Below are 25,865 nucleotides of genomic sequence, written 5' to 3'. Positions count from 1 at the left end.
CCGAGTACCTAAGTGACTGAGTACAATTCTACCTCTCTGCGCGACCGCGCAGAACCTCGTGGACGAACAACCGAGCCACGCCCACTGGCTGACCACTTTTTGCAATGGTTGGCCCGTAGCGTGCTCAAGATGTTTTATCGTCAGGTCGATGTGGTCGGCCTGCACAACCTGCCGACCAGCGGCCCCGTGGTTGTAGTTGCCAACCACACCAACAGCCTTGTCGATGGCGCCATGGTCAGCGGGTTTCTTCCCCGCATCCCTCGCTTGATCGTCGCCAGTACAATTTGGGCCTATAAGCCGTTGATACCGATCATGAATATGGCCGGTGTCATCCCAATTCATCGACGCTCCGAAATTGCAGGTTCCGCTCAAAAGAACCGATCCACATTTGCCGCCACTACCGACCTCCTGGCCGCAGGTGGTATGATTTCTGTGTTTCCTGAGGGCGAAAGCCATGATGAACCCCGCGTCAAACCGCTGAAAAGCGGTACGGCGCGTCTGGCGTTGCGTGCGCATGCCGAGGCCCCATCGCCGGGCGTGTCGATCGTGCCCATCGGGCTTAGTTATGACGCGAAAGGCCGGTTTCGATCCCGCGCATTGATGGAATTGGGCACACCCATTCCTGTCGCCAGCTTTGTAGACAGATCAAGCGAGGCTGCGTCGACCCGGGCTTTGACGCAAGCCATTCACAGCGCCATGCTGGATGTGACCCAGAACTATGAAAACCGCGACCTTGCGCGTCTGGTTGGACGGGCGGCCGAGTTGTGGGAAACACCGCATCCGACCCTGTCCGACCAACCGGCCCTGGTCATCACGGCTGAACGGCGGCGGGACTTTGTACAACGGTATAATTGGTTGCGCGCCGAACACCCGAAACAGACTGCCGCCGCGTGGGCGTCTTTTGCCGCCTATGATGCTGCCCTGCGCAAGAACAGTATGCGTGATGTCCACATTGGTGCCGAGGCCTCGGCTTCGGACTGGCGCCGTTTTTTGATGTCGTCCGCCGGTGGCCTGTTGCTTCTGTTTCCGGTTGCAGTGGTCGGTACTGTGTTGAACTTATTGTCTTTTGGCGTCGTGAAAACCATGGCGTTGCGGCGTGATCCGGATCAAAGAGCCACATGGCAGGTGTTCCCGACCATTGCTCTTGCTCCGTTTTTCTGGTGCTTGCAGGGCCTGCTTGCGGGGCTGTGTTTTGGCTGGGTGGTGGGTCTGGTCACGCTGATCTCCGGGCCCGCAGCCTTACCGGTCACATTGAACGTTTCGGATCGCGCAACACGCTGGCTCCACGACGTGCGCGCTTGGCGAAAACTAAGCAAAGACAAAGCATTGCAGGGCTGCTTGCAGGCGATGCGCAAGGATGCCTTACAGCAGTTGGAAGACCTTGCAACCCTTGTCGAAGACATGCCTGACCCGGTTCAGGATTGAGCGGCCTTCCTCGCTTTTTTCTCGGCCACGACCTTTTCGGCCAGATCCCGTGCGATCGCAAAGGCGCCCTTGATTTTGTCGCTGTTCTTGCTCCAGTCGCGGCGCACCACGATTTTGTTGTCCTTGACCTTGGCCAGACCGTTCTGGGCCTGCACAAATTCAACCAACCCTTTGGGCGAAGCGAATTTATCATTGTGAAACTGGATTGTGGCGCCCTTCGGCCCTCCGTCCAGCTTGGCAATACCGGCCCGTTTGCACATGGCTTTGATGCGAACAACCAGAAGCAAGGTGTTGACCTCTTTAGGCAATTTCCCAAACCGGTCGATCAGTTCTGCAGCAAAACCTTCCAGTTCAACCTTGGTCGACAGCGATGACAGGCGACGATACAGGCCAAGGCGCACATCCAGATCGGGGACATAGTCTTGCGGGATCAGAACCGGCACGCCCAGATTGATCTGCGGCGCCCATTGATCGTCGCCGTCGCTCAAACCCTCCAACTCGCCGGCCTTGATCTTGGCAATCGCCTCTTCCAGCATCGATTGGTACAGTTCGTACCCGACATCGCGCATCTGACCAGACTGTTCTTCGCCCAACAGATTGCCGGCGCCGCGAATATCCAGATCCTGACTGGCCAGCGTAAATCCGGCCCCCAGCGTGTCCAAAGACCCCAGAACCCGCAGGCGTTTTTCGGCGGCGGGCGTCAGTTTGGCCCGCGGTTTGGTTGTCAGATACGCATAGGCGCGGGTCTTGGACCGGCCTACACGTCCACGGATCTGATACAGTTGCGACAGCCCGAACATGTCCGCACGATGCACAATCATGGTGTTTGCCGTCGGGATATCCAGACCGGATTCGACAATCGTGGTGGCCAGCAGCACGTCGTACTTGCCGTCATAAAATGCGTTCATCCGGTCATCCAGCTCGCCCGCTGCCATCTGACCGTGGGCAACAACATAGCTGACTTCTGGCACCTGATCCTTCAGAAACGCCTCAATCTCAGGCAGGTCCGAAATGCGCGGGACAACATAGAAACTTTGTCCCCCGCGATAATGTTCGCGCAGCAAAGCCTCGCGGATCGTCACCGCGTCGAATTCGCTGACATAGGTGCGGATTGCCAGCCGGTCGACCGGAGGTGTGCCGATAATCGACAGATCCCGTACACCCGACAGCGACAATTGCAGCGTGCGCGGAATCGGGGTGGCGGTCAGCGTCAACACGTGAATGTCCGAGCGCATCTGCTTCAGCCGTTCCTTGTGGCTGACCCCGAAATGCTGTTCTTCGTCGACAATCAAAAGGCCAAGATTCTGAAACCGGATCGATTTGGCCAAAAGGGCGTGGGTGCCGACCACGATATCAACCGTGCCGCGCGCCAGGCCCTCGCGGGTTTTCTGCGCCTCGGCCGAGCTGACGAACCGGCTCAACTGGCGCACATTGACCGGAAAACCGCGAAACCGTTCGGCAAAGCTGGCGTAATGCTGGCGCGCCAGCAACGTGGTTGGCGCGACGATGGCCACCTGAACGCCCGACATGGCGGCTGCAAAAGCCGCGCGCATGGCGACTTCGGTCTTGCCAAAGCCGACATCGCCGCAAATCAAACGGTCCATCGGCGACCCGCTTGACAGGTCCTCCATCACATCGGCGATGGCACGCATCTGATCGTCGGTTTCCTCATACGGAAACCGCGCGCTAAAGGCCTCCCACGCGTGATGCTCGGGCTCCAGCGATGGAGCGGTGCGCAACGCCCGCTCGGCCGCCACGCGGATCAGCCGGTCCGCCATCTCGCGGATGCGTTCTTTCAGCTTGGCCTTCTTGGCCTGCCACGCGCCGCCGCCCAATCGGTCAAGCAGCCCTTCGTCATGGCCGTATTTCGACAGCAGCTCAATGTTTTCGACCGGCAGGTACAACCGCGAGCTTTCGGCATACTCAAGGCTGATACATTCATGCGCAGCCCCGGCGGCCGTGATCACCTCAAGCCCGTGATACCGACCGATGCCATGATCCACGTGCACGACCAGATCGCCGGGCGACAAGGATTGCGTTTCGGTCAGAAAATTCTCGGCGCGCCGACGTTTACGCGTGGTTCGGATCAACCGGTCGCCCAGCACGTCCTGTTCGGAAATGACGGTCAGGTCCGGCGTTTCGAACCCGTGTTCCAATGCCCAGACGGCCAGATGCAGCCCGCGTTTGCCAATGCGGGTGCCATTCGGGATGGCGATGGTTTCGGCAAGACCTTCGTCTTCGATCAGACCCGACAGACGTTCGCGCGCGCCTTCAGAATAAGACGCGACAACCACCGGACCCTTGTCCATCCGGGTCTTGATGTGATCTGCCAAAGCACCGAACAGGCTGACGGTTTCCTGCTGTCGTTCAGGCGCAAAGTTGCGCCCGATCCGCCCGCCCGCATCCACCACACCGGGCCCCGAGGCCTGGGCGAGCGGGTGAAACTGCAATATCCGACGGTTGGCCACAGCGGCCTCCCACGCGGCATCGTCCAGATACAACAAATCAGGCGGGACCGGTTTATAGACCGTATCCATCCGGGATTTTGCGACCATCGCCAGTTTTCTTGTCTCGTACTGGTCTGCGATGCTGTCCCATCGGGCCAGACGCGACGCGGTGGCCTGATCGTCCAGCGAAATCACAGCGTCCGGCAGGAAGTCGAACAGTGTTTCAAGCTGATCATGAAAGAACGGCAGCCAGTGTTCGATACCCTGATGTTTTCGCCCGGCGCTGACCGCTTCATACAGCGGATCGTCGGTTCCGGCGGCGCCAAATTCCAAACGGTAATTCTGACGAAACCGCGTGATCGCCGGATCATCCAGAATGACCTCGCTGACCGGGGCCAGTTCGACCACGTCCAGTTTTTCAGTAGTGCGCTGGGTGGCAGGATCAAAACGACGCGCCCCGTCCAGAACGTCACCGAACAGATCCAGCCGCACAGGGCCGCCATCACCCGGTGGATAGATGTCGATGATGCCGCCGCGGATCGCATAATCGCCGGGCTCCATCACCGTCGGGCTTTGCGAAAACCCCATACGCACGAGGAAATCGCGCAAAGCCTTTTCGTCAATGCGATGATTGACCTGCGCGGAAAACGCCGATGTGCGCAAAACCGCGCGCGCAGGCACGCGTTGCGTTGCAGCGTTCAGTGTTGTCAGCAGAACAAATCGCTCGGGCATCTGGTGCACCAGTGCCGCCAGCGTTGCCATCCGCGCAGCCGAAATGTCCGGGTTGGGCGACACCCGGTCATAAGGTAGGCAATCCCAGCCCGGAAACACAAAGACCGGCATGTCGGGCGCAAAAAAGGCCAGCGCGGCGCGCATCGCCTCCATCCGCTTGTCATCTCGGGCGATATGACAGACCGGACCGCCCGATTGTTCAATCTCGCGCAGAATCAGACGTGCGTCAAAGCCCTCGGGGGCGCCGCCCACCGTGATATGGGTTGCTGCCGTCATGGATTGCCCTTTCGTTGCGCCGGTTATCCCAGAACGCCAATCGACATGTTTTGGTACATGCCCCAAAGCGCGGTGACAAAAATCGACAACGTGCCGATCATCTGCGTATAGATCCGGGTCCGGGTCAGACGCTTACACAGCGGTTCGCCATGCGCTTCGCCAGCTTCGATCTTGCGCGCGGCCGACAGGCCCACCAGACCTACCAGTGACATCGGAAAGCCCAGCAGAAACACCGCCTGCGCGAATTCGATCCCATAGAGAAAGCCCAGCATCGCCAGAGCTGTCAGAACAAAGCAGGTCGCGCCCAAAAGCCAAATCCCCGAGACCCGCGCGATATACAGAATCCTGTTGGTGTTCACGCGCGCAATATCTTCCAGGTCGGTTTCGGCCTGTCCGCCAACGCGGCGCGCGCGTGTAACCATGTCATAAGGCACGCCAAGGACCCAATGGCTGGCCGAAGACCAGGCCACGGCCAGTGCGATCCAGAACCACAGGTTCGAAAAAGACCGCATATCGATCAGCTCGAAAATCGAGGTATACCAGTCCAAGCGCCCTGCCCTTTTTGCCCGTTGTTTCACCGCGAAGCTTGATAGCGGCGTTTGATACTCTTGTGAGTGGCAGTTTTCCATGCCACCCAATGAGGAATTGTTCAAGGAGTCTGCCGATGAAACCCACAATCGCTCCGTTCCCTGCGGCCCGTCCGCGACGCGTTCGCCAAACTCCGGCCATTCGGTCGATGGTCCGCGAGCACTCGCTCAGCCCTGCGGACTTCATCTGGCCTGTCTTCGTGCGTGACGGTTCGGGCGAAGAAGAACCTGTGCCGTCGATGCCCGGGGTCAAGCGGCGCACTGTCGACAAAATCGCAGACGCCGCGAAAGAGGCATATGCCCTTGGTATCCCGGCGATCTGCATCTTTCCGTACACGCCGCTTGAACAACGCACCGAAGATTGCGCCGAGGCCTGGAACCCCGACAATATCGCCAACCGTGCGATCCGGGCTGTCAAGGATGCTGTACCGGACATGGCCGTGATGACCGATGTGGCGCTGGACCCCTATAATATCAACGGCCATGACGGGTTTGTCGAAAACGGCGAAATCGTCAATGACCGGACCGTCGAGGCACTGGTCAAGATGACTCTGGCCCAGGCCGAAGCGGGTGCCGACATCATTGGCCCCAGTGACATGATGGATGGCCGGATCGGCGCTATGCGCTCGGCCTTGGAAGCCGAAGGTCATCAGAACGTGACGATCCTGTCCTATTCCGCCAAATACGCCAGCGCGTTTTATGGTCCGTTCCGCGATGCGGTTGGCGCATCGGGCGCTTTGACGGGCGACAAGAACACCTATCAGATGGACCCGGCCAACGGGAACGAGGCTCTGCGCCTGATCCAGCGCGATCTGAACGAAGGTGCGGACATGGTCATGGTCAAACCCGGCATGCCTTATCTTGATGTGTGCCGCAAAGTGAAGGACACGTTTGGGGTTCCGACCTTTGCCTATCAGGTGTCTGGCGAATACGCGATGATACAGGCGGGCGCGCAAAATGGCTGGATCGATGGTCAAAAGGTCATGATGGAAAGCCTGATGTGTTTCAAGCGGGCGGGTTGTGACGGTGTGCTGACCTATTTCGCGCCTGAAGCCGCCCGATTGCTGAACGGCTGACATGATCAGCGCAACAAGTCGGCTCCGTTAGGCGGCACCAATCGGTGGCGACCTTTGCCGTTTTGCGGTGAAAAAAAGCGATAACTCGCCGAAACCCTGTGCATGGGCCGTGACAGAGTCGCGCGATCCGCGTATGTATTTCGGCAAGGTCGGGCTAACTGGCCATATCAGGTATAAAACAGGCACAAAAACATGAGCAGTCTTACCACTCAACGGCTGACCCGTCGCGGGTTCGCCTTGACAGCAATCGCGGGTCTGGCCGTGACGGCCGCTTGCGGCAACGGCGTTGGTACCACCAACGCCGCGACAATCGATGCCCGCGTCGATGCAACGCTGAACCAGATGTACGACGAATTTCCCAACACGGTGACACTGGCCGAGAAATCGACCGGCATGCTGATCATGCCGCTTGTGACCGAAGCCGGGTTTGGGTTTGGCGGTGCGTACGGGCGCGGTGCCTTGCGGGTGAACGGAGTCACCGTCGACTATTATTCCACCGTCAAAGGCAGCGCAGGTTTTCAGATCGGTGCGCAGCAATATGCACACGTTCTGTTTTTCATGACCGATGACGCTTTGGGCGAATTCCGTCGCTCAGCAGGTTGGGCCGCCGGGGCCGATCTGGAATATGTCGTGAGCGACAAGGGTGACTCGCTGGCGGCGGACACCAATACGCTGACCTCGCCGGTTCTGGCGGCGATCTTCGGACAGGCCGGGTTGCGCGTCGGCGCAACGCTGGAAGGCACCAAATACACCCGCATCATTCCTTAGACCTTGATCCGTCAGGGCAGACAGTCAAAAGGGCCGCGCCGTGAAATCGGCGACGGCCCTTTCCTTTGCTTCGCCTTTAACCTGGTCGCGACATGGCATAAGTTACGGCCAACCGTGGCCTTGCCAACGGGCACACTCGGATCGGGAACAGGATCGACATGGGGTTAGTCTTCCGTTGGCTGCTGCGGATCACCGCCGGATTGGTAGCACTGGTGGTGCTGTGCGTTGTGCTGGCCTATTACCTGGCCAGTCAATCGCTGCCCGACTATGACAACACGCTCGGCGTTCAGGGCCTGACTGCCCCGGTCGAAATCGTACGCGATCACGCAAATGTTCCGCATATCTTTGCAGATACCGACCCGGACGTGTTTTTCGGCCTTGGGTATGCCCATGCGCAGGACCGTCTGTGGCAGATGACCATCATGCGGCGCACCGCACAGGGCCGCTTGTCCGAGGTTTTTGGCACCCGTACCGTTGCCATCGACAAGCTTTTGCGCCGCCTTGATATCTATCGGCTGGCAGTGCAATCGGTGCCGTCGCAGGACGATTACACGCAAGCCGCGCTCAAGTCGTATTCTGCCGGGGTCAACGCCCGTCTGGCCGAAATCAACGATAAGGCGCTGGGGCGCGGCGCGCCCGAGATGTTCTTGTTCAACGCGCCGGTCGCGCCGTGGCAACCCGGTGACTCTCTGGCGATCGTGAAACTCATGGCCCTGCAACTCAGCGGTCATCTCGAAGACGAAGTCCTGCGCGCCAGAACCTCTCTGATGCTGGCAAACGAAGACAGGCTTGGCGATATCCTGCCAGACGCGCCGGGCACAGGTATTGCCGCGCTGCCCGAATATGCCGCACTGTTCCCGGATCTGCCACGTTTTGCCCGCGGCACGCCGATGCCGGATGACCCACTGTCACCGTTTCCGAAACGCGGCCTGGCCGGAGCCTCAAACGCGTGGAGCGCGGCGCCCACACGGTCGGCCTCGGGGGGGACACTTCTGGCCAACGATCCACATATGGGCTTCACCGCGCCGTCGGTCTGGTATCTGGCCCGGCTGGAGCTTGCGACCGGCGGCGTGATCGGCGCGACCATCCCGGGGATGCCGGTCATTCTGACGGGCCGGTCCGCGAAACTGGGCTGGGGCGTAACGTCTTCATATCTCGACGATCAGGACGTCTATATCGAGCAGCTGAATCCCGAGACCCCCGAAGAATACCTGACCCCTCAGGGCTACAAGCCCTTCGAAAACCGTCCCTCGATCATACAGATCCGTGACGAACCCCCGATCACCCTGACGCTGCGGTGGACAGAAAATGGCCCCGTTCTGCCCGGCAGTCATTTCAAGCTCGACACGGTCACACCGGCTGGACATGTCGCCACCGTCAATTGGGCGGCGCTGAGTGCGCAGGACACCTCGATGACGGCGGCCATCGGCGTGATGCGGGCAGATACCGTGCAAGACGCCATCCGCGTCAGCGAAGGCTATCTTGCCCCTTCCATGAACCTGTCGCTGGTCGACACCTCAACCATCGCGATGAAGACCATCGGGTTTACCCCGCGCCGTGATCCGCGCCACCAAAGCAAGGGGCGCATGCCGTCGCAAGGCTGGCGCACCGAAAACCGCTGGCAGGGCCGCGCGCCCTATGCCGCCAATCCGCAGTTTCTGGCCCCCCGCGGCGGGATCTTGGGCAACACCAACAACAAGATCCTCGAACGCCCGTTTCCAAGCCACGTGTCCTATTCCTGGGGCGATACGCAGCGTATCCACCGCTGGCAGCGTCTGATGCAGTCCCGTCAGGTCCATACCCGCGACAGCTTTATCGAAGCGCAACTGGACCCGGTCAGCTTTACCGCACGCTCTCTTTTGCCGCTGATCGGCGCTGATCTGTGGTTCACGGGCGAAGCCGCTGCTGACGGAACACCTGACCGCCAGCGCCAGATTGCCCTGTCTCTGCTGGCCGAGTGGAACGGCGAAATGAACGAACATCTGCCCGAACCTCTGATCTATGCGGCGTGGCTGCGAGCTTTGCAAAATCGCCTGATCGCGGATGAACTTGGTCCGCTCGCTGGCGAGTTCAAGCATGTTGAACCGCTGTTCATTGAACGTGTGTACCGCGATATTGGCGGGGCATCTGTCTGGTGCGACGTCCGCCAAAGTGCGCCGGCCGAAACCTGTACCGATATGGCGCGGCTGGCATTGGACGATGCGCTGGTCTGGATCGGCGACAATTTCGGCACCGCACTTCAATCCCTGCGCTGGGGCGATGCGCATCAGGCCACCCATGATCACCCGATTTTGGGCGAGGTTCCCGTATTGCGGTATTTCGTCAACATCCGCCAATCCACCAGCGGCGGGGACAATACCCTGCAAAGGGGCCGGACCTCGGGCGAGGGCCCGGATCCGTTCCAGAACGTGCACGGTGCCGGGTATCGCGGTGTCTATGATTTTGCCGATCCGGACAGTTCGGTTTTTGTGACTTCGACCGGGCAATCGGGCCATTTCCTGTCGCGCCACTATGACGACCTGGCTCAACTGTGGCGGCGTGGCGAATACATTCCGATGTCACTGGACGAAAACCTGGCCCGCGCGGCCGCTGTCGGCGTGACCCAACTGATCCCCGAGCCATAAGCGATGCAAGACGTCGCGCCTGTCCTGATTGCGCTGGGTGGCCTGTTTCTGGCCGGGCTGGCGGCCGACAGCATCGGGCGCAGAACCCGCCTGCCCCGCGTCACCCTGTTGCTGGGTTGTGGCTTGCTGGGCGGCGCGTCAGGCTTCGATCTGATCCCCCAGGCCCTTGCTGAGCTTTACCCCGTGATGTCGGTGATCGCCTTGTGTTCTGTGTCGTTCCTGCTGGGCAGCAGTCTGTCGCTGCGCGCTTTGTACAGACATGGCAAAGCCATCCTCATCATCTCACTGACCATCGTTGTGGTGACGCTGGCCATGGTCAGTCTTGGCCTCTGGGCGCTTGGGCTGCCGCTGGCGGTGGCGCTGGTCTTTGGGGCGATTGCAACCGCCACCGATCCTGCCGCGACACTGGATGTGATCACCCAATCCAAACAGCGCACAAGGTTCACCGATACGCTCAAAGGCATCGTTGCGATTGATGACGCCTGGGGCCTGCTGGTTTTCAGCCTTGTCATCGTTGTGGCGCAAAGCTTGTCAGGTGCTGGCAACGGAGCGGAGCTTTTTCAGGACGCCATCACCGAAGTCGGCCTCTCGGTGGCATTGGGCATCGCCATCGGCCTGCCCGGAGCACTGCTGACCGGACGCCTGTCCGAAGGCGAACCACTGCGGATCGAGGCACTGGGGCTGATCTTTGTCACGGCAGGTCTGTCGTTGCTGCTGGACTTGTCTTATCTGATCACCGGCATGACCGTCGGCGCCATTATCGTCAATGTCGCCCGCCATCACACCCGCGCCTTTCACGAGATTGAACACATCCAGTGGCCGTTCATGGTGATCTTCTTCATCCTGGCAGGCGCGTCCCTTGATCTGTCTTCGCTTTGGGCGCTTGGAGGTGTTGGCATCGGATACCTCTTGCTCCGCACCGCCGGACGCATGGTCGGTGGATGGAGCGGCAGCGTGCTGGCGGGCAGCCCCAAGAACGAGCGTAAATGGTTCGGCCCTGCGCTTTTGCCTCAGGCCGGTGTTGCCATTGGTATGGCCCTGATTGCGGCTGAATACCTGCCGGATCATGGCGACATGATCATTGCCCTGACCATCGGCACGACGGTTGTATTCGAACTGATCGGCCCTCTGATCGCGGCGGCGGCAATTCAGCGCGTCGCCCAGACCAGCTCGCGATCACAGGATAAGGCGTGACCGTCACAGGCTGGCGAACTGGGCTTGCTGTTTGGGCGTCCACAACACAGTAATGTCGAACCCGGTTTCGGTCTGCTCTTCATGCTGAACGATGTCTTGTTCAAACAACCAGGCCCGCTTGCGCCCCTCGGCAAATGTCAGTGTGATCGCGCTTTCATGGCGTATGCCTTGCAAATGTTCAGCAACGGCCTCCAAAAGCGGATCAAGCCCATCGCCTGACAGCGCCGAAATCGCAAATACGTCAGGGTCGCGGTCCGCACGGGCATTCATGGCGTCCCGGTCTTCAGGCGGAAGCAGATCGACCTTGTTCCAGACCTCAATCACTTTTCGGTTCTCATCGATCCCCAGCGAGGTCATGATGGCGTTAACATCGGCGGCCTGCTCTTCGGTTCCGGCGTGGCTGACATCACGGACATGCAGGATCAGATCGGCGCCCAGCACTTCTTCCAATGTCGCGCGGAACGCGGCCACCAGTTCGGTCGGCAAGTCCGAGATGAATCCAACCGTGTCCGACAGGATGATCTCGGGACCGTCGGGCAAGGTCACCCGGCGCATTGTTGGGTCAAGCGTTGCGAACAGCATGTCCTTGACCATCACATCGGCCCCGGTCAGACGGTTGAACAACGTCGATTTGCCCGCGTTTGTGTACCCCACCAGTGCAACAATCGGGTACGGGATCTTGGCCCGCGCCTCGCGATGCAGCGTCCGGGTTCGGATCACCTTGTCAAGCTGACGGCGCAACCGCACCAACTGATCGTCAATCGCGCGCCGGTCGGCTTCGATCTGGGTTTCGCCGGGTCCGCCGACAAATCCCAATCCGCCGCGCTGCCGTTCAAGGTGGGTCCAGGCCCGCACCAGTCGCGTGCGCTGATAACTTAGCGCGGCCATTTCGACCTGCAATACACCTTCACGGGTGCGCGCCCGGTCGCTGAAAATCTCAAGGATCAGACCGGTCCGGTCCAGGATCTTGACCTTCCAGGCTTTCTCCAGATTGCGTTGCTGCACCGGCGTCAGCGCACCGTCTATCAAAACCAGTTCGACTTCGGCTGCCTTCAGACGCTCAGCCAGTTCTTCGATCTTGCCGCTGCCGAACAAATACCCCGGTTGCGGCCGCCTCACGATAACGGTTTCTGATCCGATCACATCAAGATCGGGCAAGGCTGCCGCCAACGCAACGGCCTCTTCAAGCGCGGGCCCGGTGGCCCGACGATGTTCATCCGATTTAATTTCCGGATGCAGCACCCACGCACGGGTGCGGTCCAGCCCGTGTTCCATCAAGAGGCGTTTTCGCCCTCGTACAAGCTGATCGGCTGGGCGGGCATGATGGTCGAAATTGCATGCTTATAGACCAGCTGAGACTGGCCATCCCGGCGCAGCAACACGCAAAAGTTATCGAACCAGGTGATCACACCCTGCAGTTTCACACCGTTAATCAGGAAAATAGTCACGGGGACTTTGGTTTTTCTGACGTGGTTCAGGAACGCATCCTGAAGATTCTGTCTGTCTGAAGCCATTTTGTTCTAATTCTCGCCTTTGTTCTTGCAACACATCGCGGACCAATGCGCCCCTCGGTGCCAAGTATGTCGTGTGCCGAAAGGAGATTCCAGCCGAAAAAGCGATATCGCCAACCCATCTATTCAACGCAGCTTACCGGCGCCAAAGTTCCGGCGTGAAAAGGGCAACAATCGCAAGCGTTTCCAGACGCCCCAAAACCATCGTGGCACACAGGACGCCTTTTGCTGCAGCGCCCAGTTCGGTCAATTGAATAGGGGTTTCCGCAACGGTTTTGATCAGCGGGCCTGTGGTCGAAAGGGCTGCGACCGTCAAGATCATCGCCTCTTCGAAATCCGATCCAAGGGCGGCCAGTGTCGTGCTGATCACCGCCAGAGAAATTGCGAACATCATGAAAAAGATCCAGGCGATAAACGCGCCGTCTTTTTGTATCCGCCGGTTGCGCGCCCCTTCACCGCTGACCGACGAGGGATGCACCAACCGCTGCATTTCGCGCAAGCCGTTGAGATACAGCGCATAAACCCGCAAAAGTTTGACCCCGCCCGCGGTCGTCGCAACCCCGCCTCCGATCAGGGCCAGACCCATCAGGATAAGCCCCGGCGTGCCAAGGCCCGACCATTGCCGCGCTTCGTCCCAGTCGGCACTTTCAAATCCTGTCGTGCTGAGAAACGACATCACCGTAAAGACCGATCCCCACAACGCCTGCAGCGCCTGCATAGGCTCTGGTTCGGCGCTGACCTCAAACGCCGCCAACCAATGGCGCAGAAACATCAGCAGCGGCAGTCCGAAGACCAGCAGCAAACCGATGCGAAACTCAGGATCACGATCCAGCCGCCCCCGGCCTGATGCCAAAGTGTCGGCCGAAAATGTCAGGCGCGACAAGGCAAAGAACATGAACAGGAACAAAAGCGCTTCGCCTGTGCGCCCCGACAGCCCTTCGGTCACACCCCCGATCGGGGAAATCCCGCTGGTCGCCATCACCGACATGGCATGGCACACCGCCGCCAAAGACCCTTCGCCTGCGATCAGCAGCAGTACCCAGACAACGCCGGTCAGCCCGGCATAAACCGGGGCCAGTGTTTTGACGATCCTCAGCAGGCGCTTTCTGGGATCGACCCGGTCCATCTGCATCGGCGCCGCAACGGCGCGGCCCGGTTCGCCGCGCGCCGTCACCTCAAACCCGCCCAAAGACAATGGCGCCAGAATGGCCGAGGCCGCGACCCACATCAGGAACCCGCCCATCCAGCCAACCTGCGCCCGCCAAAGATGAAGTGAGTCATCCAGACGATTGGGATCATTGAATATATCTGCACCTGTCGTGGTGAACGCGCTGACCATGTCGAAATACGCATTCAGATAGGTCGTCGTCTGCAATCCCTCGTACAACGGCAAGGCCAGGAACATCGGCAAGATCGAAAATGCTGTCAGCAAAGCCAGCAATTGCCCCAACGATCCATAGCGCAGTTTACGGTTGCCCAGCGAAATCGCGATCAGAACCACGCCAACCAGACCCAATAGCCCTGAATAAAAGAACGCGCGCGAAATCGCGTGCTCATCCCGGTTCAGTGCATGAATCGCCGGCAGCCACATGGACAGCGATGTGACGCCCCAGATCAGCAGGGACAAAGGCAGGCGCATCAGCCAGTTGGGTTGCCCGCGCGTTGCCATCGTCAGAAGAAATCGATTGAAACCTGAAGCAGACGCTCCACTTCGGGAACGTCATCTGCCATGGCGAACAACGCCACGACATCGCCTTCTTCCACGCGCAGGTTGCCATCAATGCGCAGGATCTTGTCGCCTTTGCGGATCGCGCCTACCAGCACGCCCTCGGGAAAGTCGATATCGCGCAGCTTTTGACCGGCCATGGGCGAGGTCGACAGCACTTCGGCCTCGATCACTTCGGCCTCGGCATCGCCAACCGAATAAACCTGCCGCACCCGGCCATGACGGATATGGCGCAGGATGGAACTGACAGTTGTGGCGCGCGGGTTGATATAGGCATCAATCCCAAGCGGCGCCATCAAGGGCACTAGCGTCGGGTCATTGATCAGGGCAATCGCCATCGGGCAACCTTCGGCCTTGGCACGAACCGCCGCAAGCATGTTGGTCTTGTCGTCATCGGTCACTGCCAGCATGGCGTCGGCGCGGTTGATCCCGGCTTCGCGCAGCAATGCGCTGTCCAGACCGTCGCCGTGCAGCACGATGGTACGTTCAAGCGCCTCGGCGGCGCGTTCAGCCTGTTTGCGGCTGCGTTCGATCATTTTGGCGCGGGTCCGACTGGCGCTTTTCTCCAGCGTACTGGCCACTTCCAGCCCGACATTGCCGCCACCGACAATGACCATGCGTTCTTGCTTTTTCTGTGACTTACCAAAGATTTCCATTGTGCGGTCAACGTCATCCGCATGGCAGAACACGTAACAATCGTCACCCGCAAACAACTGATCTCCGGGTTCGGGCACAAACAACGACCCTTCGCGCCGGACCCCGACGACAATGGATCGCAAGGTCGAAAACAGATCTGTCAGCTGGCGCAGCGGCGTGTTCAGGACCGGGCAAGCCTCGTCCAGATTGATCCCCAAAAGCTGGGCCTGACCATCCATGAAGGTTTCGGTGTCAAACGCAGCCGGGGCGGACAGTCGGCGCATCGCGGCTGCGGCGACTTCGCGTTCGGGGCTGATCACCACGTCGATAGGCAGGTGGTCGCGACGATAAAGGTCAGAATAAATCGCCGTCAGATAGGATTGTGCCCGCAGGCGCGCGATCTTGCGCTGGATCGAGAATACCGAATGCGCCACCTGACAGGTCACCATGTTGACCTCGTCCGAATGTGTGGCGGCGATGATCATGTCCGCGTCGCCTGCCCCGGCCCGGTCCAGCACGTCGGGATAACTTGCGAACCCGGCAATACCCTGCACATCCAGCGTATCGGTGGCGCGGCGCACCAGATCGGGGTTGTTGTCGACCACGGTGACGTCGTTATGTTCTCCGGACAAATGCCGGGCGATCTGCCAGCCGACCTGACCTGCGCCGCAGATAATGACCTTCATGCGCTGTCCGTCTCCGGTTCCGTTTCGACGGTGTTTTGAATGACAGAAGCCCCGTGAGCGGTCAATTCAATTGTCGCGGGATCCCGCCAAATCACAGGCTTGGCTATTGAAACGTGCCTCGCCCAAGTGCAGGTTCGCGGTATGAAGATTTTTGCCCGCCATTACTTGCTTGCGATCCTTGGCTTTGCCGGGATGGTTGGCTGTGACACCAGCCTGACAACGTTTTACAAGCCGGGCGTCGCTGTGTCGCGACTGCAAACCGATCAGACCCGATGCGAGGTTGACGCGTTGAAAGACGCGCCCGTCGCTAACGAAATTCGCCAACGTCCGCCGGTTTATTTGCCGGGCCGGCGGGTCTGCAATTCGGCAGGACAATGCTGGACCAACCCGGGGTATTGGGTGGATGGCGGTTTTTACACTGTCGACGTGAACACAGACCTGCGTAAACGGGTTCTGGACATGTGCATGGCTGGCAAGGGGTACGAACCAATTACCATCCCGGCCTGCTCGCTGCAGGTAAGGGAAGCCGTTGCACCGCGCCAAACCACGGCTTTGCCCAAGCTTGGCCCCACAACCTGCGTGATCAAGTACCAGGACAAAAGCTGGCAGATCGTAACGCCCGTCGTCGCGGACTGAGGGTTACTCAGCCGCTTCGGCGGTCTCATCCTCGACATGGGCAACCCGTGCGCCGGCCTTGTTTGACGTCACAACGCCCAGTGATTTCAGCTTGCGATGCAGCGCGCTGCGTTCCATCCCCACGAAAGATGCTGTGCGACTGATATTGCCGCCAAACCGGTTGATCTGGGTCAGCAGATATTCCCGCTCAAACGCTTCGCGGGCCTCGCGCAGTGGCAGTGTCGCCAGCGCGCCAGACAGCACAACACGGCCCTCTTGGGCATCTGCTTCGTCTTCGTTGGGCAATTCCCGCGCTTCTATGGGCCCCGAGCTATCGCCAAGGATCAGCACACGTTCGATAAGATTTTTCAGCTGACGCACATTGCCGGGCCAGATCATCGTCTGCATCAGCGCAATGGCTTCTTCCGACAAAGCGCGCGGTGGCAGGCCCTGCGTATCGTTCAACACGCCGATAAAGTACTCGGCCAGAACCGGGATGTCTTCGCGACGGTCTTCCAGCGACGGGACATCGATTGGCACAACATTCAGCCGGTGAAACAGTTCCTGTCGGAACCGGCCCGCCGCAATTTCTTCTTCAAGGTTCTTGGTGGTGCTTGAGATCACCCGCAGATCCACCCGCACCTTGTCATTGCCACCAACCCGCTGGAATTGCTGATCAACCAGAACCCGCAGGATCTTGGATTGCGTGCCAGACGGCATGTCGGCAACCTCGTCGAAAAAGATCACGCCACCATGCGCTTCTTCCAGCAATCCCGGCTCAACACCGCGTTCCAGTGATTCCCGCCCGAACAGCACCTCTTCGACGCGCTCGGGTTCAATGCTGGCACAACTCACACTCACGAACGGCGCACTTGCCCGGTTCGAATTGGTGTGGATATAGCGCGCTGCGACTTCCTTGCCGCTGCCTGCAGGACCGGTCAGCATGACCCGACCATTCGACTTCGTCACCTTGTCCAACTGTCCGACCAGCCCGCGGAACGACGCCGAATTGCCGATCATCTCGGCACTCGTTACCTCACGCCGCTTGAGCGAGTTGTTTTCGCGACGCAAGCGGGATGTTTCCATCGCCCGGCGGATAACAACCAGCAACTGATCGATGTTGAACGGTTTTTCGATGAAATCATACGCACCCTGCTTGATCGCAGCCACGGCGATTTCGATGTTGCCATGCCCCGAAATGATCACCACCGGAACATCCGGATTGTCGCGTTTTACCGTCTTCAGGATATCGATCCCGTCCATGCGGCTGTCTTTCAACCAGATATCCAGAATCAGCAGCGCAGGTGGTTCGGCGTTGATTTCGGACATGCAGTCATCCGAATTCCCCGCCAGCCGGGTTGTAAAACCTTCGTCTTCCAGGATGTCCGAGACCAGTTCGCGAATGTCCCGTTCATCGTCAACGATCAGAATGTCACTCATATCAGACCTGCTTTCTCTTTTACTACTGGTTCCACCTGTGTCGGTGTCGCGTCGTTTTGGGTTTGGCTGGGCGATGTAAACGGCAAACGGATCACCGCCATGGCGCCGAAATGGCTTTGGCCCTCAAACACCGGCGCATCTTCAAGAACAAGCGTACCGCCGTGTTCTTCAATGATTTTCTTCACAATGGGCAATCCCAAACCGGTGCCTTCATTGCGCGTCGTCACATAGGGTTCAAACAAGCGCGCGCGATCTTCTGGAAGGCCGATGCCGTTGTCCGCAATCGTAATCAGGCATCCGGTGTCCGTTTCCGACAAACTGACCCGGATCTGCGGATCAAGACCCTCGGGTGCACCCTTTTTCTTCAGGGTTTCAATGGCTTCGCCCGCATTTTTGATCAGGTTTGTCAGGGCCTGAGACATCATTGTTGCATCAACCTCGGCCATGGTCGCCGTATCCGGCAAATCAGGCACCACTTTCAGATCGGGTTGCCCGGCTTGCTGCAACAACACGGCATCCGAGACCAGTTTTGTCAGGTCCTCACTGCGCCGGTCCGGTTCGGGCATCCGCGCGAACTTTGAAAACTCATCGACGATACGCCGCAAGTCATTGGTTTGGCGAATAATAACATCCGTCATCGATTCCAGCTGATCGCTATCTTCTTCACCCAGACGCGGCGCAAATTTACGTTTGATACGCTCGGCACTCAACTGAATCGGGGTCAGCGGGTTCTTGATCTCATGTGCGATCCGACGCGCGACATCGCCCCAGGCCGCCATCCTTTGCGCACTGACCAGATCGGTCACGTCGTCAAAGGCCACCACATAGCCCTCCAACCCGCCGTCTTCGTTGCGCCGCGTGGCCATGCGCACCAGCAGGTTCTCCAACCGGCCCTGCCGCGAGACCTTGACCTCACCTTGCATGACCTCCGCCGAGGACTGCTTTAGGTTGCTAAACAGCGGCCCGAATTCCGGCACGGCAACAGACAGGTCCAGCGATTGTTCGTCCCCCGACCAGTCCAGCAAGCGTTTTGCAGACCGGTTCACAAAGGTCACGCGCCCGTTGGGGTCAAGTCCGACAACACCCGAGGTAACGGATGTCAGCACAGAGTCGAACATACGCCGGCGGCGCTCGATCTGGCTTGTGTTGTCCAAAAGCGTCTCGCGCTGTGCCTTCAATTGCTTGGTCATCTGGTTGAAATACCGGCTCAGCATGGCGATCTCGTCATCGCCCTCTTCTTCGACCACCTGCACATCCAGATCACCGCCGCCAACGCGTTGCGCCGCCGTTGTCAGCCGTCCCACCGGGCGCGACAGGCGTTCGGCGAACCACAGTCCCAACCAGATCGCAGCCAGCACCAAAATCACCGCAAAGCCCAGGTAAATCAGGCCAAATTCAAACAGCACGCGTCCGCGTTCCTGCTCCAATTGCTGATACAGCAGCACGGTTTCCTTGGTATCGTCCAACAGGTTCAGGATTTCGCCGTCGACTTCGCGGCTGACATACAAAAACCGGTCCGGAAACGCGTTCAGCCGTACCAGGGCGCGGAATTCATTGTTGTTCCAATCCTGAATGATGATGAAATCATTCGAAGTCGCCTCTTCGATATGGCTGGGATCAGGGCGTTCAAAGTTGAACAGATAAGAATGTTCGCCCCGGTTCCGGATTTCGCCGGTACCATCGATAATGTAAGCCTCGCGCAGACCGCGCTGAATCTGGCTCTGCCCCTGCACCAGCATCTGGCGCAGCTCGGCGTCATTGATGTAGAACGACAGCTGCCGCCCGTTATCCAGGAATCGGGCCAGCGCAATTGCGTCTTCGGCCAGATCTTCGCGGTGTTCGGTTTCATACGCCTGCGCGGCGGCCAGCGATGATCCCACCACCTGTCGCACCCGATCCGAAAACCAGCCCTCAAGCCCGATATTCACTGTGAGGCCGGCAAAAACGGCAACTGTCACTGCCGGAATCAGGGCGAGCAGAGTGAACACCCCGATCAGCCTGAGGTGTAGGCGGGAACCCGCCGATTTGGCCCGCCGCGCCGCAATCAGACGACCGATCTGCGCCATAACCATCGCGGCCAGAGACAGAACATAGACGAAATCCGCCAACAGAATGAATCGCAGCGTTGGCGTCGACGCGCCCAGATCGAACGGCCCCAGAACAAGGAACGTGAGACCGGCCAGAATGGGGCCAAGGATCACCAGCCCCAATGTGCCGATATTGCGCGCACGTCGCGTGCGTCGCCAGCGACTTATCGCTGGAAATGGCCTGATTTGTGACCCACTCGCCACGTGCTGCCCTCATACTGATGTGTCGCTTGCGCGACGTACCGCCACATATCGTGATCTTCACCAGCGCTGAGACTGGCTTGCCACGTTTCTGTGACGATTTTACATCAACTTGCGGCGCCGTGTCACCTGAATATCCAGATCAGTGATTTTCTTACGCAGGGTATTTCGGTTGATCCCCAGCAAATCGGCGCATTTCGCCTGATTCCCACCCGTCGCATCCAGCGCGATTTCGATCAGAGGCAGTTCGACCTCGCGCAGGATTCGCGCATACAGCCCCGGAGGTGGAAGCATGTTGCCATGAAGGTCGAAATATCGGCGCAGATGCCGCTCGACCGACGCCGACAGCTTTTCAGGGTCGACTCCGCCCAGAACCGGCTCCATTTCAGGTTGCGATCCGAGAACGATCTCAACTTCGGAGCGGTTGATCTCGTCCGCGCGGCTGGTCAGCACCAGTCGGCGCACTGCGTTTTCCAGCTGCCGCACGTTCCCGGGCCAGGAATAGGCGCGAAACAGCTCTTCCGCCTCATCGCTCAGCTGGCGCTTGGGCGCACCATCGCGTTCAGCGCGCTGCAGGAAATGTTCGGCCAGCAGCGGGATGTCATCAACCCGCTCCCGCAGCGCCGGAACATGGATCGTTGCGCCACACAGCCGATAATACAGATCCTGCCGTACCCGCCCGCTTTCCATCGCGGCCCCCAGATCGCTCTGACTGGTCGCCATGAACCGTGGCACGTGGTCTCCGGGCGCATCCATCATGCGGACAATCCGGGCCTGAATTTCATCATCGATATCGGCAATTTCGTCGATCAGTACGGTCCCGCCTTTAACCCGTGCCAGAACCCGCGCCGGACCTTCCAGATTCTGCAAGTCGGCCGCTGTCACGGTGACAAATGGCAGTGTTCTCCGATCCGAGAAGTCGTGAATTGCACGCCCGATCAGGGACTTTCCGGTCCCGCTTTCACCAGAAATCAACACCGGAAGATCCGTGTTCATAACCCGCGCAACAAGCCGATACAGCGCCTGCATGACCTGCGTGCGCCCGACAAGCGGCAGTTCGTCAGGGCGGTCGGCCACATCTTCGCGTGGCTCGCTTGGGGCACGGCGTTTGAGTTCCAGTGCCCGCGCCGTGCGCTTCATCAGGTCGGGCAGATCAAAGGGCTTGGGCAAGTAATCATAGGCTTCGGCCTCGGCCGCCTGAATCGCTGTCATGATGGTGTTCTGCGCCGAAATCACGATCACCGGCAAACCGGGGCGATCCTGCGAGATTTTTGGCAGCATTTCCAATCCGTTACCATCCGGCATGACCACGTCCGAGATCACAACGTCGCCTTTGCCCTCACCGACCCAACGCATCAGCGTTGTCAGCGACGACGTCGCATGAACCTTGCACCCTGCACGCGTCAGCGCCTGTGTCAGAACCGTGCGGATCGTACGGTCATCATCGGCAACCAGGACAGTTCCATCCATCAGTCGGTCTCCTTGTTAACATGGTCACGTGGGACACGCGGCAGCGACAGGCGAAACACGGTGCGCCCGGGCACCGAGGTCACTGAAATCCAGCCGTCGTGGTCCGAGATAATCTTGCTCACCAGCGCCAGACCCAGCCCGGTGCCGTTTTCCTTGCCCGACACGAACGGGTCAAAAATATCGCCGCGGATCTTTTCCGGCAGGCCCGGACCATCATCAATGATCTCGATCTGAAGCGGCAGAGAATGCCCCGATCCATCACTGCGGCGCAGGCGGAAGGAGTGTTCAAAATAGGTATGCATCCGGATGGTGCCGCCCCTGGGGTCAGCCGCCTCCGAGGCGTTCTTCAACAGGTTCAGAACCACCTGCAGCAATTGATCCGGATCACCGAAGGCCAGCGGCAGCGACGGGTCGTAATCTTCGATGATCTTCATATGCGCGCCAAACCCCAGCAACGCCGAGCGGCGCGCGCGGTCCAGAACGTCGTGGACATTCACAGCCTTGAAATCCGGTGCCGACAGGTTGCCGAACTGTTCGACCTGCTCCAGCAGCTTCACGATGCGCCGGCTTTCGGCGACAATCAGGTCGGTCAGCTCAAGATCGTCCTGGCTCAGGTTCATGCTCAGCAGCTGCGCGGCGCCGGTGATGCCTGCCAGCGGGTTCTTGATCTCATGCGCCAGCATTTCGGCCATGCCGATGGCCGATTGGGCGGCGGATTTGACCGAATGGTTCTGCGTCATGCGCCCGGCCAGTTCACGCGGCGAGATGATCATGATCATCTTGCCTTCTGTTCCCATCAACGGCGCGATCTGAATGGCGCATTGCAGCGGCGCACGGTTGCCCGATCCGACATCGATGTCATTGACAAACAAAGGCGTGCCGTTCATCCGGGCCCGGCCGAACGCCTCTTCGATCGGGGCATCCACCGCGATCAGATCCCAGGCGGGTGTGCCGGTGATCGATTTCTTCGAGGCGTTCAAAAACCCTTCGCCTGCTGAATTCACGTCGATGATCAGATCGGATTCGTCGATCAAAAACGCAGGTACGGGCAACGACGCCCAGATCACGGAATCAGAGGTCATGCCGCCACCTGCTCGGTGTTACTTAGCGCATCGGGCAACAGGCGCAGTACATTTGCCGGGGTCTTTTCCGTCAGTACCGCCCGGCGCAACCCTGCGCCAGTGCCTGCCGTATCCATGTACCAGCCCAGATGCTTTCGCGCGACCCGCAGGCCCAGATCTGCGCCATAAAAGCCCAGCATCGCTTCGTAATGTCCGCAAACCATGTCCGACAGATCTTCGCCCTGCGGGATCTCGGGCATCGCCGTGCCATAAAGCTGGTGCGCAATTTCGGCCAACACCCACGGCCGTCCCTGCGCGCCGCGTCCCACCATCACGCCATCGGCCCCAGATTGCGCAAGCGCGGTTTCAGCCGTCTGCGCATCGACAATATCGCCGTTGGCAATCACCGGAATGCCGACAGCCGATTTCACATCTGCAATCGCCGCCCAATCCGCCGATCCCTTATAGAACTGACAGCGGGTGCGGCCGTGAATCGTCACCATCTGCACCCCTGCCCCTTCGGCGCGCCGCGCCACGTCCGCGGCGTTCAGCAAAGCGTCGTCCCAGCCCAGCCGGGTCTTCAACGTTACCGGCACATCGACCGCCGCGACCACCGCCTCGATAAGGCTCAGCGCGTGGTCCGGGGTCTTCAGCAACGCCGACCCCGAATAGCCATTCGTGACCTTTTTGGCCGGACAGCCCATGTTGATATCTATGATCCGCGCGCCTTTATCGGCCACCAGCCGGGCGGCTTCGGCCATCCAATACGCATCGCGCCCGGCAATCTGGACGGCGGTGTTTTCCACCTCGGCCCCCAGTTCGGCCCGTTCGCGCACCCCCGGTTTGGCCTGGATCATTTCCTGACTGGCCACCATTTCGCTGACCACCAGCCCGGCGCCGAACCCTGCGACCAGATCGCGAAACGGTCGGTCGGTGATCCCGGCCATCGGGGCCAGCACCACGGGAACAGACATAAGTGTGCTATCTTTACGCGCGGCCAAGTGCCCAATCCTTGTGCAATTGCATTTTTCCTATCGGGAATGCTGCGGACGCACAATGTTCTGCGCCGTCGAAAGGCCCAGCTTAACATCAGGTGCTTAATTTTTGGGCAAGTTTACGTGGGGAATTGCTTCACCTGACATCACCACATAAACAGGGTCCGCAATCACATCCCGATCTTTCAGGAGCCCGAGTTTGGAAAGAACAGCTGCGCTGATCGTTGCCGCCGGACGCGGTCAAAGGGCTGGCGGCGGCGTGCCCAAACAATGGCGCGCTCTTGCAGGGCAGCGGGTCGCGGACTGGACGTTGGCGTGCTTTCGCAACGCCTCCGCTGTGGACGACATCATGCTGGTTCTGGCCGAGGATGATCGCGACGCATGGGCCGAGTTCTCTGACTGCAACGATCTGATTCTCACCAAGGGCGGCACTGACCGCGCAGGTTCGGTCAGAAACGGGCTCGACGCGCTGCAAAACCGCAGCATCACCAAGGTTCTGATCCACGATGTCGCGCGCCCCTGCGTGACTCCCGATCTGATTGATGCGATTTGCGCCGCATTGGATCAGCACGAGGGCGCGGCCCCGGGCCTGCCCGTCACAGATGCGCTTTGGACCGGCGATGTCGGTCTTGTTACCGGAACGCAGGATCGCGCGCACCTCTTCGCGGCGCAAACCCCGCAAGGGTTTCACTATGAGGCCATCCGTGCGGCCCATGCGGCCCATCCCGGCGAAGCAGCAGATGACGTCGAAGTCGCCCGCGCCGCCGGAATCGCGGTTGCCATCGTGCCGGGCGACGCAGACAATATCAAAATCACCCGACCCGAAGATTTCGTGCGGGCAGAACGCATATTGGGGCACAGCATGGATGTACGATTGGGCAATGGATATGATGTGCACAGGTTTGGCCCCGGCGATTTCGTGACGCTGTGCGGGGTCGAGGTCGCACATGATCGTGGACTGCAGGGCCATTCCGACGCCGATGTCGGGATGCACGCGGTGACAGACGCAATCTATGGCGCGCTGGCCGAAGGCGATATCGGCCAGCATTTCCCGCCCTCTGATCCGCAATGGAAAGGCGCCGCGAGCGAGATTTTCCTGCGCCACGCCGTGGAACTGGCCCAATCGCGCGGCTATCGCATCAGCAATGTCGACTGCACATTGGTCTGCGAATACCCCAAGATCGGCCCCCATGCCGTTGCAATGCGTCAGAAAATGGCTGACATCATGGGGCTTTCACCCGACGCCGTGTCGGTCAAGGCCACGACATCCGAACGGCTTGGGTTTACCGGACGCAGCGAAGGCATTGCCTCGCTCGCCACTGCAGCATTGGTGCGATCATGAGGAAATTCGCTCAGCTTTCGGCCACCGTGTTGGGTGTCGGTTACCTGCGCCCCGCGCCTGGCACCTGGGGGTCGCTGGTCACGCTGCCGCTGGGCTATGGGTTGCATATGCTGGGCGGCTTCCCGTTGCTCGTGCTGGCCACCGCCGCCTTGCTGATCTTTGGCCTCTGGGCCACGCAGGTGATGACCGAAGGACAAGACAATCACGATCCGTCCGAAATTGTCATTGACGAAGTGGTCGGCCAGCTGATCGCCCTGTTCCCGCTGTCCTACCCGGCCTGGAAGCATGGTATCGACATCACCGCCCTGTGGCCCGGCTGGATCGCGGCTTTCGTTCTGTTCCGCCTGTTCGATATCCTGAAACCGGGCCCAATCGGAACAGCCGACAAACGCGGCGACGCTTTGGGCGTGATGCTGGATGACGTGATCGCCGGGGTTTTTGCCGCCGCCGGTGTTTTGGTGCTGGCCGGGCTGGCCCACGGAGTCTTGGGCCTATGACCGTTGCTGACCTGCTGGACCGGGCGCGCAACGCCAAGGTCATGATCGCCACGGCAGAAAGCTGCACGGGCGGCATGGTCGTCGCGGCATTGACCGACATACCCGGGTCGTCCGACGTGGTCGAACGCGGCTTCATCACCTACACCAATCAGGCCAAGCAAGACATGCTGGGCGTCCGCGCGCAAACGTTGGATACCTTTGGTGCCGTGTCCGAACAGGTTGCCCGCGAAATGGCGGACGGCGCTCTGGCCCACGCACCGGTACAACTGGCCGTGTCCATCACCGGCATCGCAGGCCCCGGCGGATCTGAGTTCAAGCCAGAAGGCCGGGTGTGTTTCGGTCTGGCCCAAATCGGCGCAGACACCCGCACCGAAACCATCGACTTTGGCGCATTGGGCCGTGACAACGTCCGCCGTGCGGCCCGCGATCACGCATTGGCCTTGCTGGACACAGCGCTTTCGTAAATCGC

Annotated in this window: 20 protein-coding genes; 9 read left to right on the top strand and 11 right to left on the bottom strand. The window is 59.8% G+C overall.

The window, feature by feature from the left end:
* Positions 1-129: 129 nt before the first annotated feature.
* Positions 130-1,425 (top strand): lysophospholipid acyltransferase family protein, encoded by a 1,296-nt coding sequence (locus FOY56_RS08480; protein ID WP_246139448.1) that lies wholly within the window; start codon positions 130-132, stop codon positions 1,423-1,425.
* On the opposite strand, the gene mfd is transcribed toward FOY56_RS08480, so the two are convergent.
* Together mfd and FOY56_RS08470 are read right to left on the bottom strand one after the other, a co-directional pair.
* Positions 1,416-4,880, bottom strand: coding sequence for a transcription-repair coupling factor (gene mfd / locus FOY56_RS08475; RefSeq protein ID WP_146345406.1), 3,465 nt, complete (start codon positions 4,878-4,880; stop codon positions 1,416-1,418). The genes FOY56_RS08480 and mfd overlap by 10 nt on opposite strands.
* Before the next feature lie 23 nt (positions 4,881-4,903).
* Entirely contained in the window at positions 4,904-5,428 is a 525-nt protein-coding gene (locus FOY56_RS08470; protein WP_146345405.1) for a component of SufBCD complex, read from the bottom strand.
* A gap of 116 nt (positions 5,429-5,544) precedes the next feature.
* Between FOY56_RS08470 and hemB the strand changes: the two genes are divergently transcribed.
* The 4 genes from hemB to FOY56_RS08450 all read left to right on the top strand — a co-directional run bounded on the left by hemB (position 5,545) and on the right by FOY56_RS08450 (position 11,129).
* The gene (gene hemB, locus FOY56_RS08465; RefSeq protein WP_146345404.1) at positions 5,545-6,543 is read left to right on the top strand and encodes a porphobilinogen synthase; all 999 of its coding nucleotides are present in this window, start codon (positions 5,545-5,547) and stop codon (positions 6,541-6,543) included.
* A 192-nt stretch (positions 6,544-6,735) separates the two neighbouring features.
* Positions 6,736-7,311: a lipid-binding SYLF domain-containing protein gene (locus FOY56_RS08460; protein WP_146345403.1), complete on the top strand. Its 576-nt coding sequence runs from the start codon at positions 6,736-6,738 to the stop codon at positions 7,309-7,311.
* Between the two features lie 158 nt (positions 7,312-7,469).
* Positions 7,470-9,935, top strand: coding sequence for a penicillin acylase family protein (locus FOY56_RS08455; protein ID WP_146345402.1), 2,466 nt, complete (start codon positions 7,470-7,472; stop codon positions 9,933-9,935).
* A 3-nt stretch (positions 9,936-9,938) separates the two neighbouring features.
* Complete coding sequence (locus FOY56_RS08450; RefSeq protein ID WP_146345401.1) at positions 9,939-11,129, top strand: cation:proton antiporter; 1,191 nt, start codon at positions 9,939-9,941, stop codon at positions 11,127-11,129.
* Positions 11,130-11,132: 3 nt separating this feature from the next.
* Here FOY56_RS08450 and hflX read toward each other — a convergent pair whose 3' ends face one another.
* The 4 genes from hflX to trkA all read right to left on the bottom strand — a co-directional run bounded on the left by hflX (position 11,133) and on the right by trkA (position 15,688).
* Positions 11,133-12,404: a GTPase HflX gene (gene hflX, locus FOY56_RS08445; protein ID WP_146345400.1), complete on the bottom strand. Its 1,272-nt coding sequence runs from the start codon at positions 12,402-12,404 to the stop codon at positions 11,133-11,135.
* Positions 12,404-12,643, bottom strand: a complete 240-nt coding sequence (hfq, locus tag FOY56_RS08440; RefSeq protein ID WP_146345399.1) for an RNA chaperone Hfq — start codon at positions 12,641-12,643, stop codon at positions 12,404-12,406. Before hfq ends, hflX begins: the two co-directional genes overlap by 1 nt.
* Positions 12,644-12,776: 133 nt before the next feature.
* The gene (locus FOY56_RS08435) at positions 12,777-14,309 is read right to left on the bottom strand and encodes a TrkH family potassium uptake protein (protein WP_146345398.1); all 1,533 of its coding nucleotides are present in this window, start codon (positions 14,307-14,309) and stop codon (positions 12,777-12,779) included.
* A gap of 2 nt (positions 14,310-14,311) precedes the next feature.
* Positions 14,312-15,688 carry a Trk system potassium transporter TrkA gene (gene trkA, locus FOY56_RS08430; RefSeq protein WP_146345397.1) on the bottom strand — a complete coding sequence of 459 codons (1,377 nt, stop codon included), beginning with the start codon at positions 15,686-15,688 and terminating at the stop codon, positions 14,312-14,314.
* A gap of 141 nt (positions 15,689-15,829) precedes the next feature.
* On the opposite strand from trkA, the gene FOY56_RS08425 reads away from it, so the two are divergent.
* Positions 15,830-16,324, top strand: coding sequence for a hypothetical protein (locus FOY56_RS08425; RefSeq protein WP_246139442.1), 495 nt, complete (start codon positions 15,830-15,832; stop codon positions 16,322-16,324).
* A gap of 3 nt (positions 16,325-16,327) precedes the next feature.
* On the opposite strand, the gene ntrX is transcribed toward FOY56_RS08425, so the two are convergent.
* The 5 genes from ntrX to dusB all read right to left on the bottom strand — a co-directional run bounded on the left by ntrX (position 16,328) and on the right by dusB (position 23,536).
* On the bottom strand, positions 16,328-17,743 hold the full coding sequence (ntrX, locus tag FOY56_RS08420) for a nitrogen assimilation response regulator NtrX (RefSeq protein ID WP_146345396.1): 1,416 nt from the start codon (positions 17,741-17,743) through the stop codon (positions 16,328-16,330).
* The gene (locus FOY56_RS08415; RefSeq protein WP_146345395.1) at positions 17,740-20,034 is read right to left on the bottom strand and encodes a sensor histidine kinase NtrY-like; all 2,295 of its coding nucleotides are present in this window, start codon (positions 20,032-20,034) and stop codon (positions 17,740-17,742) included. The genes ntrX and FOY56_RS08415 overlap by 4 nt, the downstream gene beginning before the upstream one ends.
* A gap of 99 nt (positions 20,035-20,133) precedes the next feature.
* On the bottom strand, positions 20,134-21,501 hold the full coding sequence (locus FOY56_RS08410; RefSeq protein WP_146345394.1) for a response regulator: 1,368 nt from the start codon (positions 21,499-21,501) through the stop codon (positions 20,134-20,136).
* Positions 21,501-22,583: a two-component system sensor histidine kinase NtrB gene (locus FOY56_RS08405; protein ID WP_146345393.1), complete on the bottom strand. Its 1,083-nt coding sequence runs from the start codon at positions 22,581-22,583 to the stop codon at positions 21,501-21,503. Before FOY56_RS08405 ends, FOY56_RS08410 begins: the two co-directional genes overlap by 1 nt.
* Positions 22,580-23,536, bottom strand: a complete 957-nt coding sequence (gene dusB, locus FOY56_RS08400; RefSeq protein WP_146345392.1) for a tRNA dihydrouridine synthase DusB — start codon at positions 23,534-23,536, stop codon at positions 22,580-22,582. The genes FOY56_RS08405 and dusB overlap by 4 nt, the downstream gene beginning before the upstream one ends.
* A gap of 220 nt (positions 23,537-23,756) precedes the next feature.
* Between dusB and FOY56_RS08395 the strand changes: the two genes are divergently transcribed.
* The 3 genes from FOY56_RS08395 to FOY56_RS08385 are packed head-to-tail and all read left to right on the top strand — an operon-like array spanning position 23,757 to position 25,860.
* The gene (locus FOY56_RS08395) at positions 23,757-24,899 is read left to right on the top strand and encodes a bifunctional 2-C-methyl-D-erythritol 4-phosphate cytidylyltransferase/2-C-methyl-D-erythritol 2,4-cyclodiphosphate synthase (RefSeq protein ID WP_146345391.1); all 1,143 of its coding nucleotides are present in this window, start codon (positions 23,757-23,759) and stop codon (positions 24,897-24,899) included.
* Positions 24,896-25,396 (top strand): phosphatidylglycerophosphatase A family protein, encoded by a 501-nt coding sequence (locus FOY56_RS08390; RefSeq protein WP_146345390.1) that lies wholly within the window; start codon positions 24,896-24,898, stop codon positions 25,394-25,396. Before FOY56_RS08395 ends, FOY56_RS08390 begins: the two co-directional genes overlap by 4 nt.
* Positions 25,393-25,860 carry a CinA family protein gene (locus tag FOY56_RS08385; protein ID WP_146345389.1) on the top strand — a complete coding sequence of 156 codons (468 nt, stop codon included), beginning with the start codon at positions 25,393-25,395 and terminating at the stop codon, positions 25,858-25,860. The genes FOY56_RS08390 and FOY56_RS08385 overlap by 4 nt, the downstream gene beginning before the upstream one ends.
* Positions 25,861-25,865 lie beyond the last annotated feature (5 nt).

This window comes from Falsiphaeobacter marinintestinus, from assembly GCF_007923355.1.
In the GTDB taxonomy this organism is placed as follows: Bacteria; Pseudomonadota; Alphaproteobacteria; order Rhodobacterales; family Rhodobacteraceae; genus Phaeobacter_A; species Phaeobacter_A marinintestinus.
Note: the sequence above shows the minus strand (reverse complement) of the source record. Positions and strands in the feature narration are given on the sequence as shown.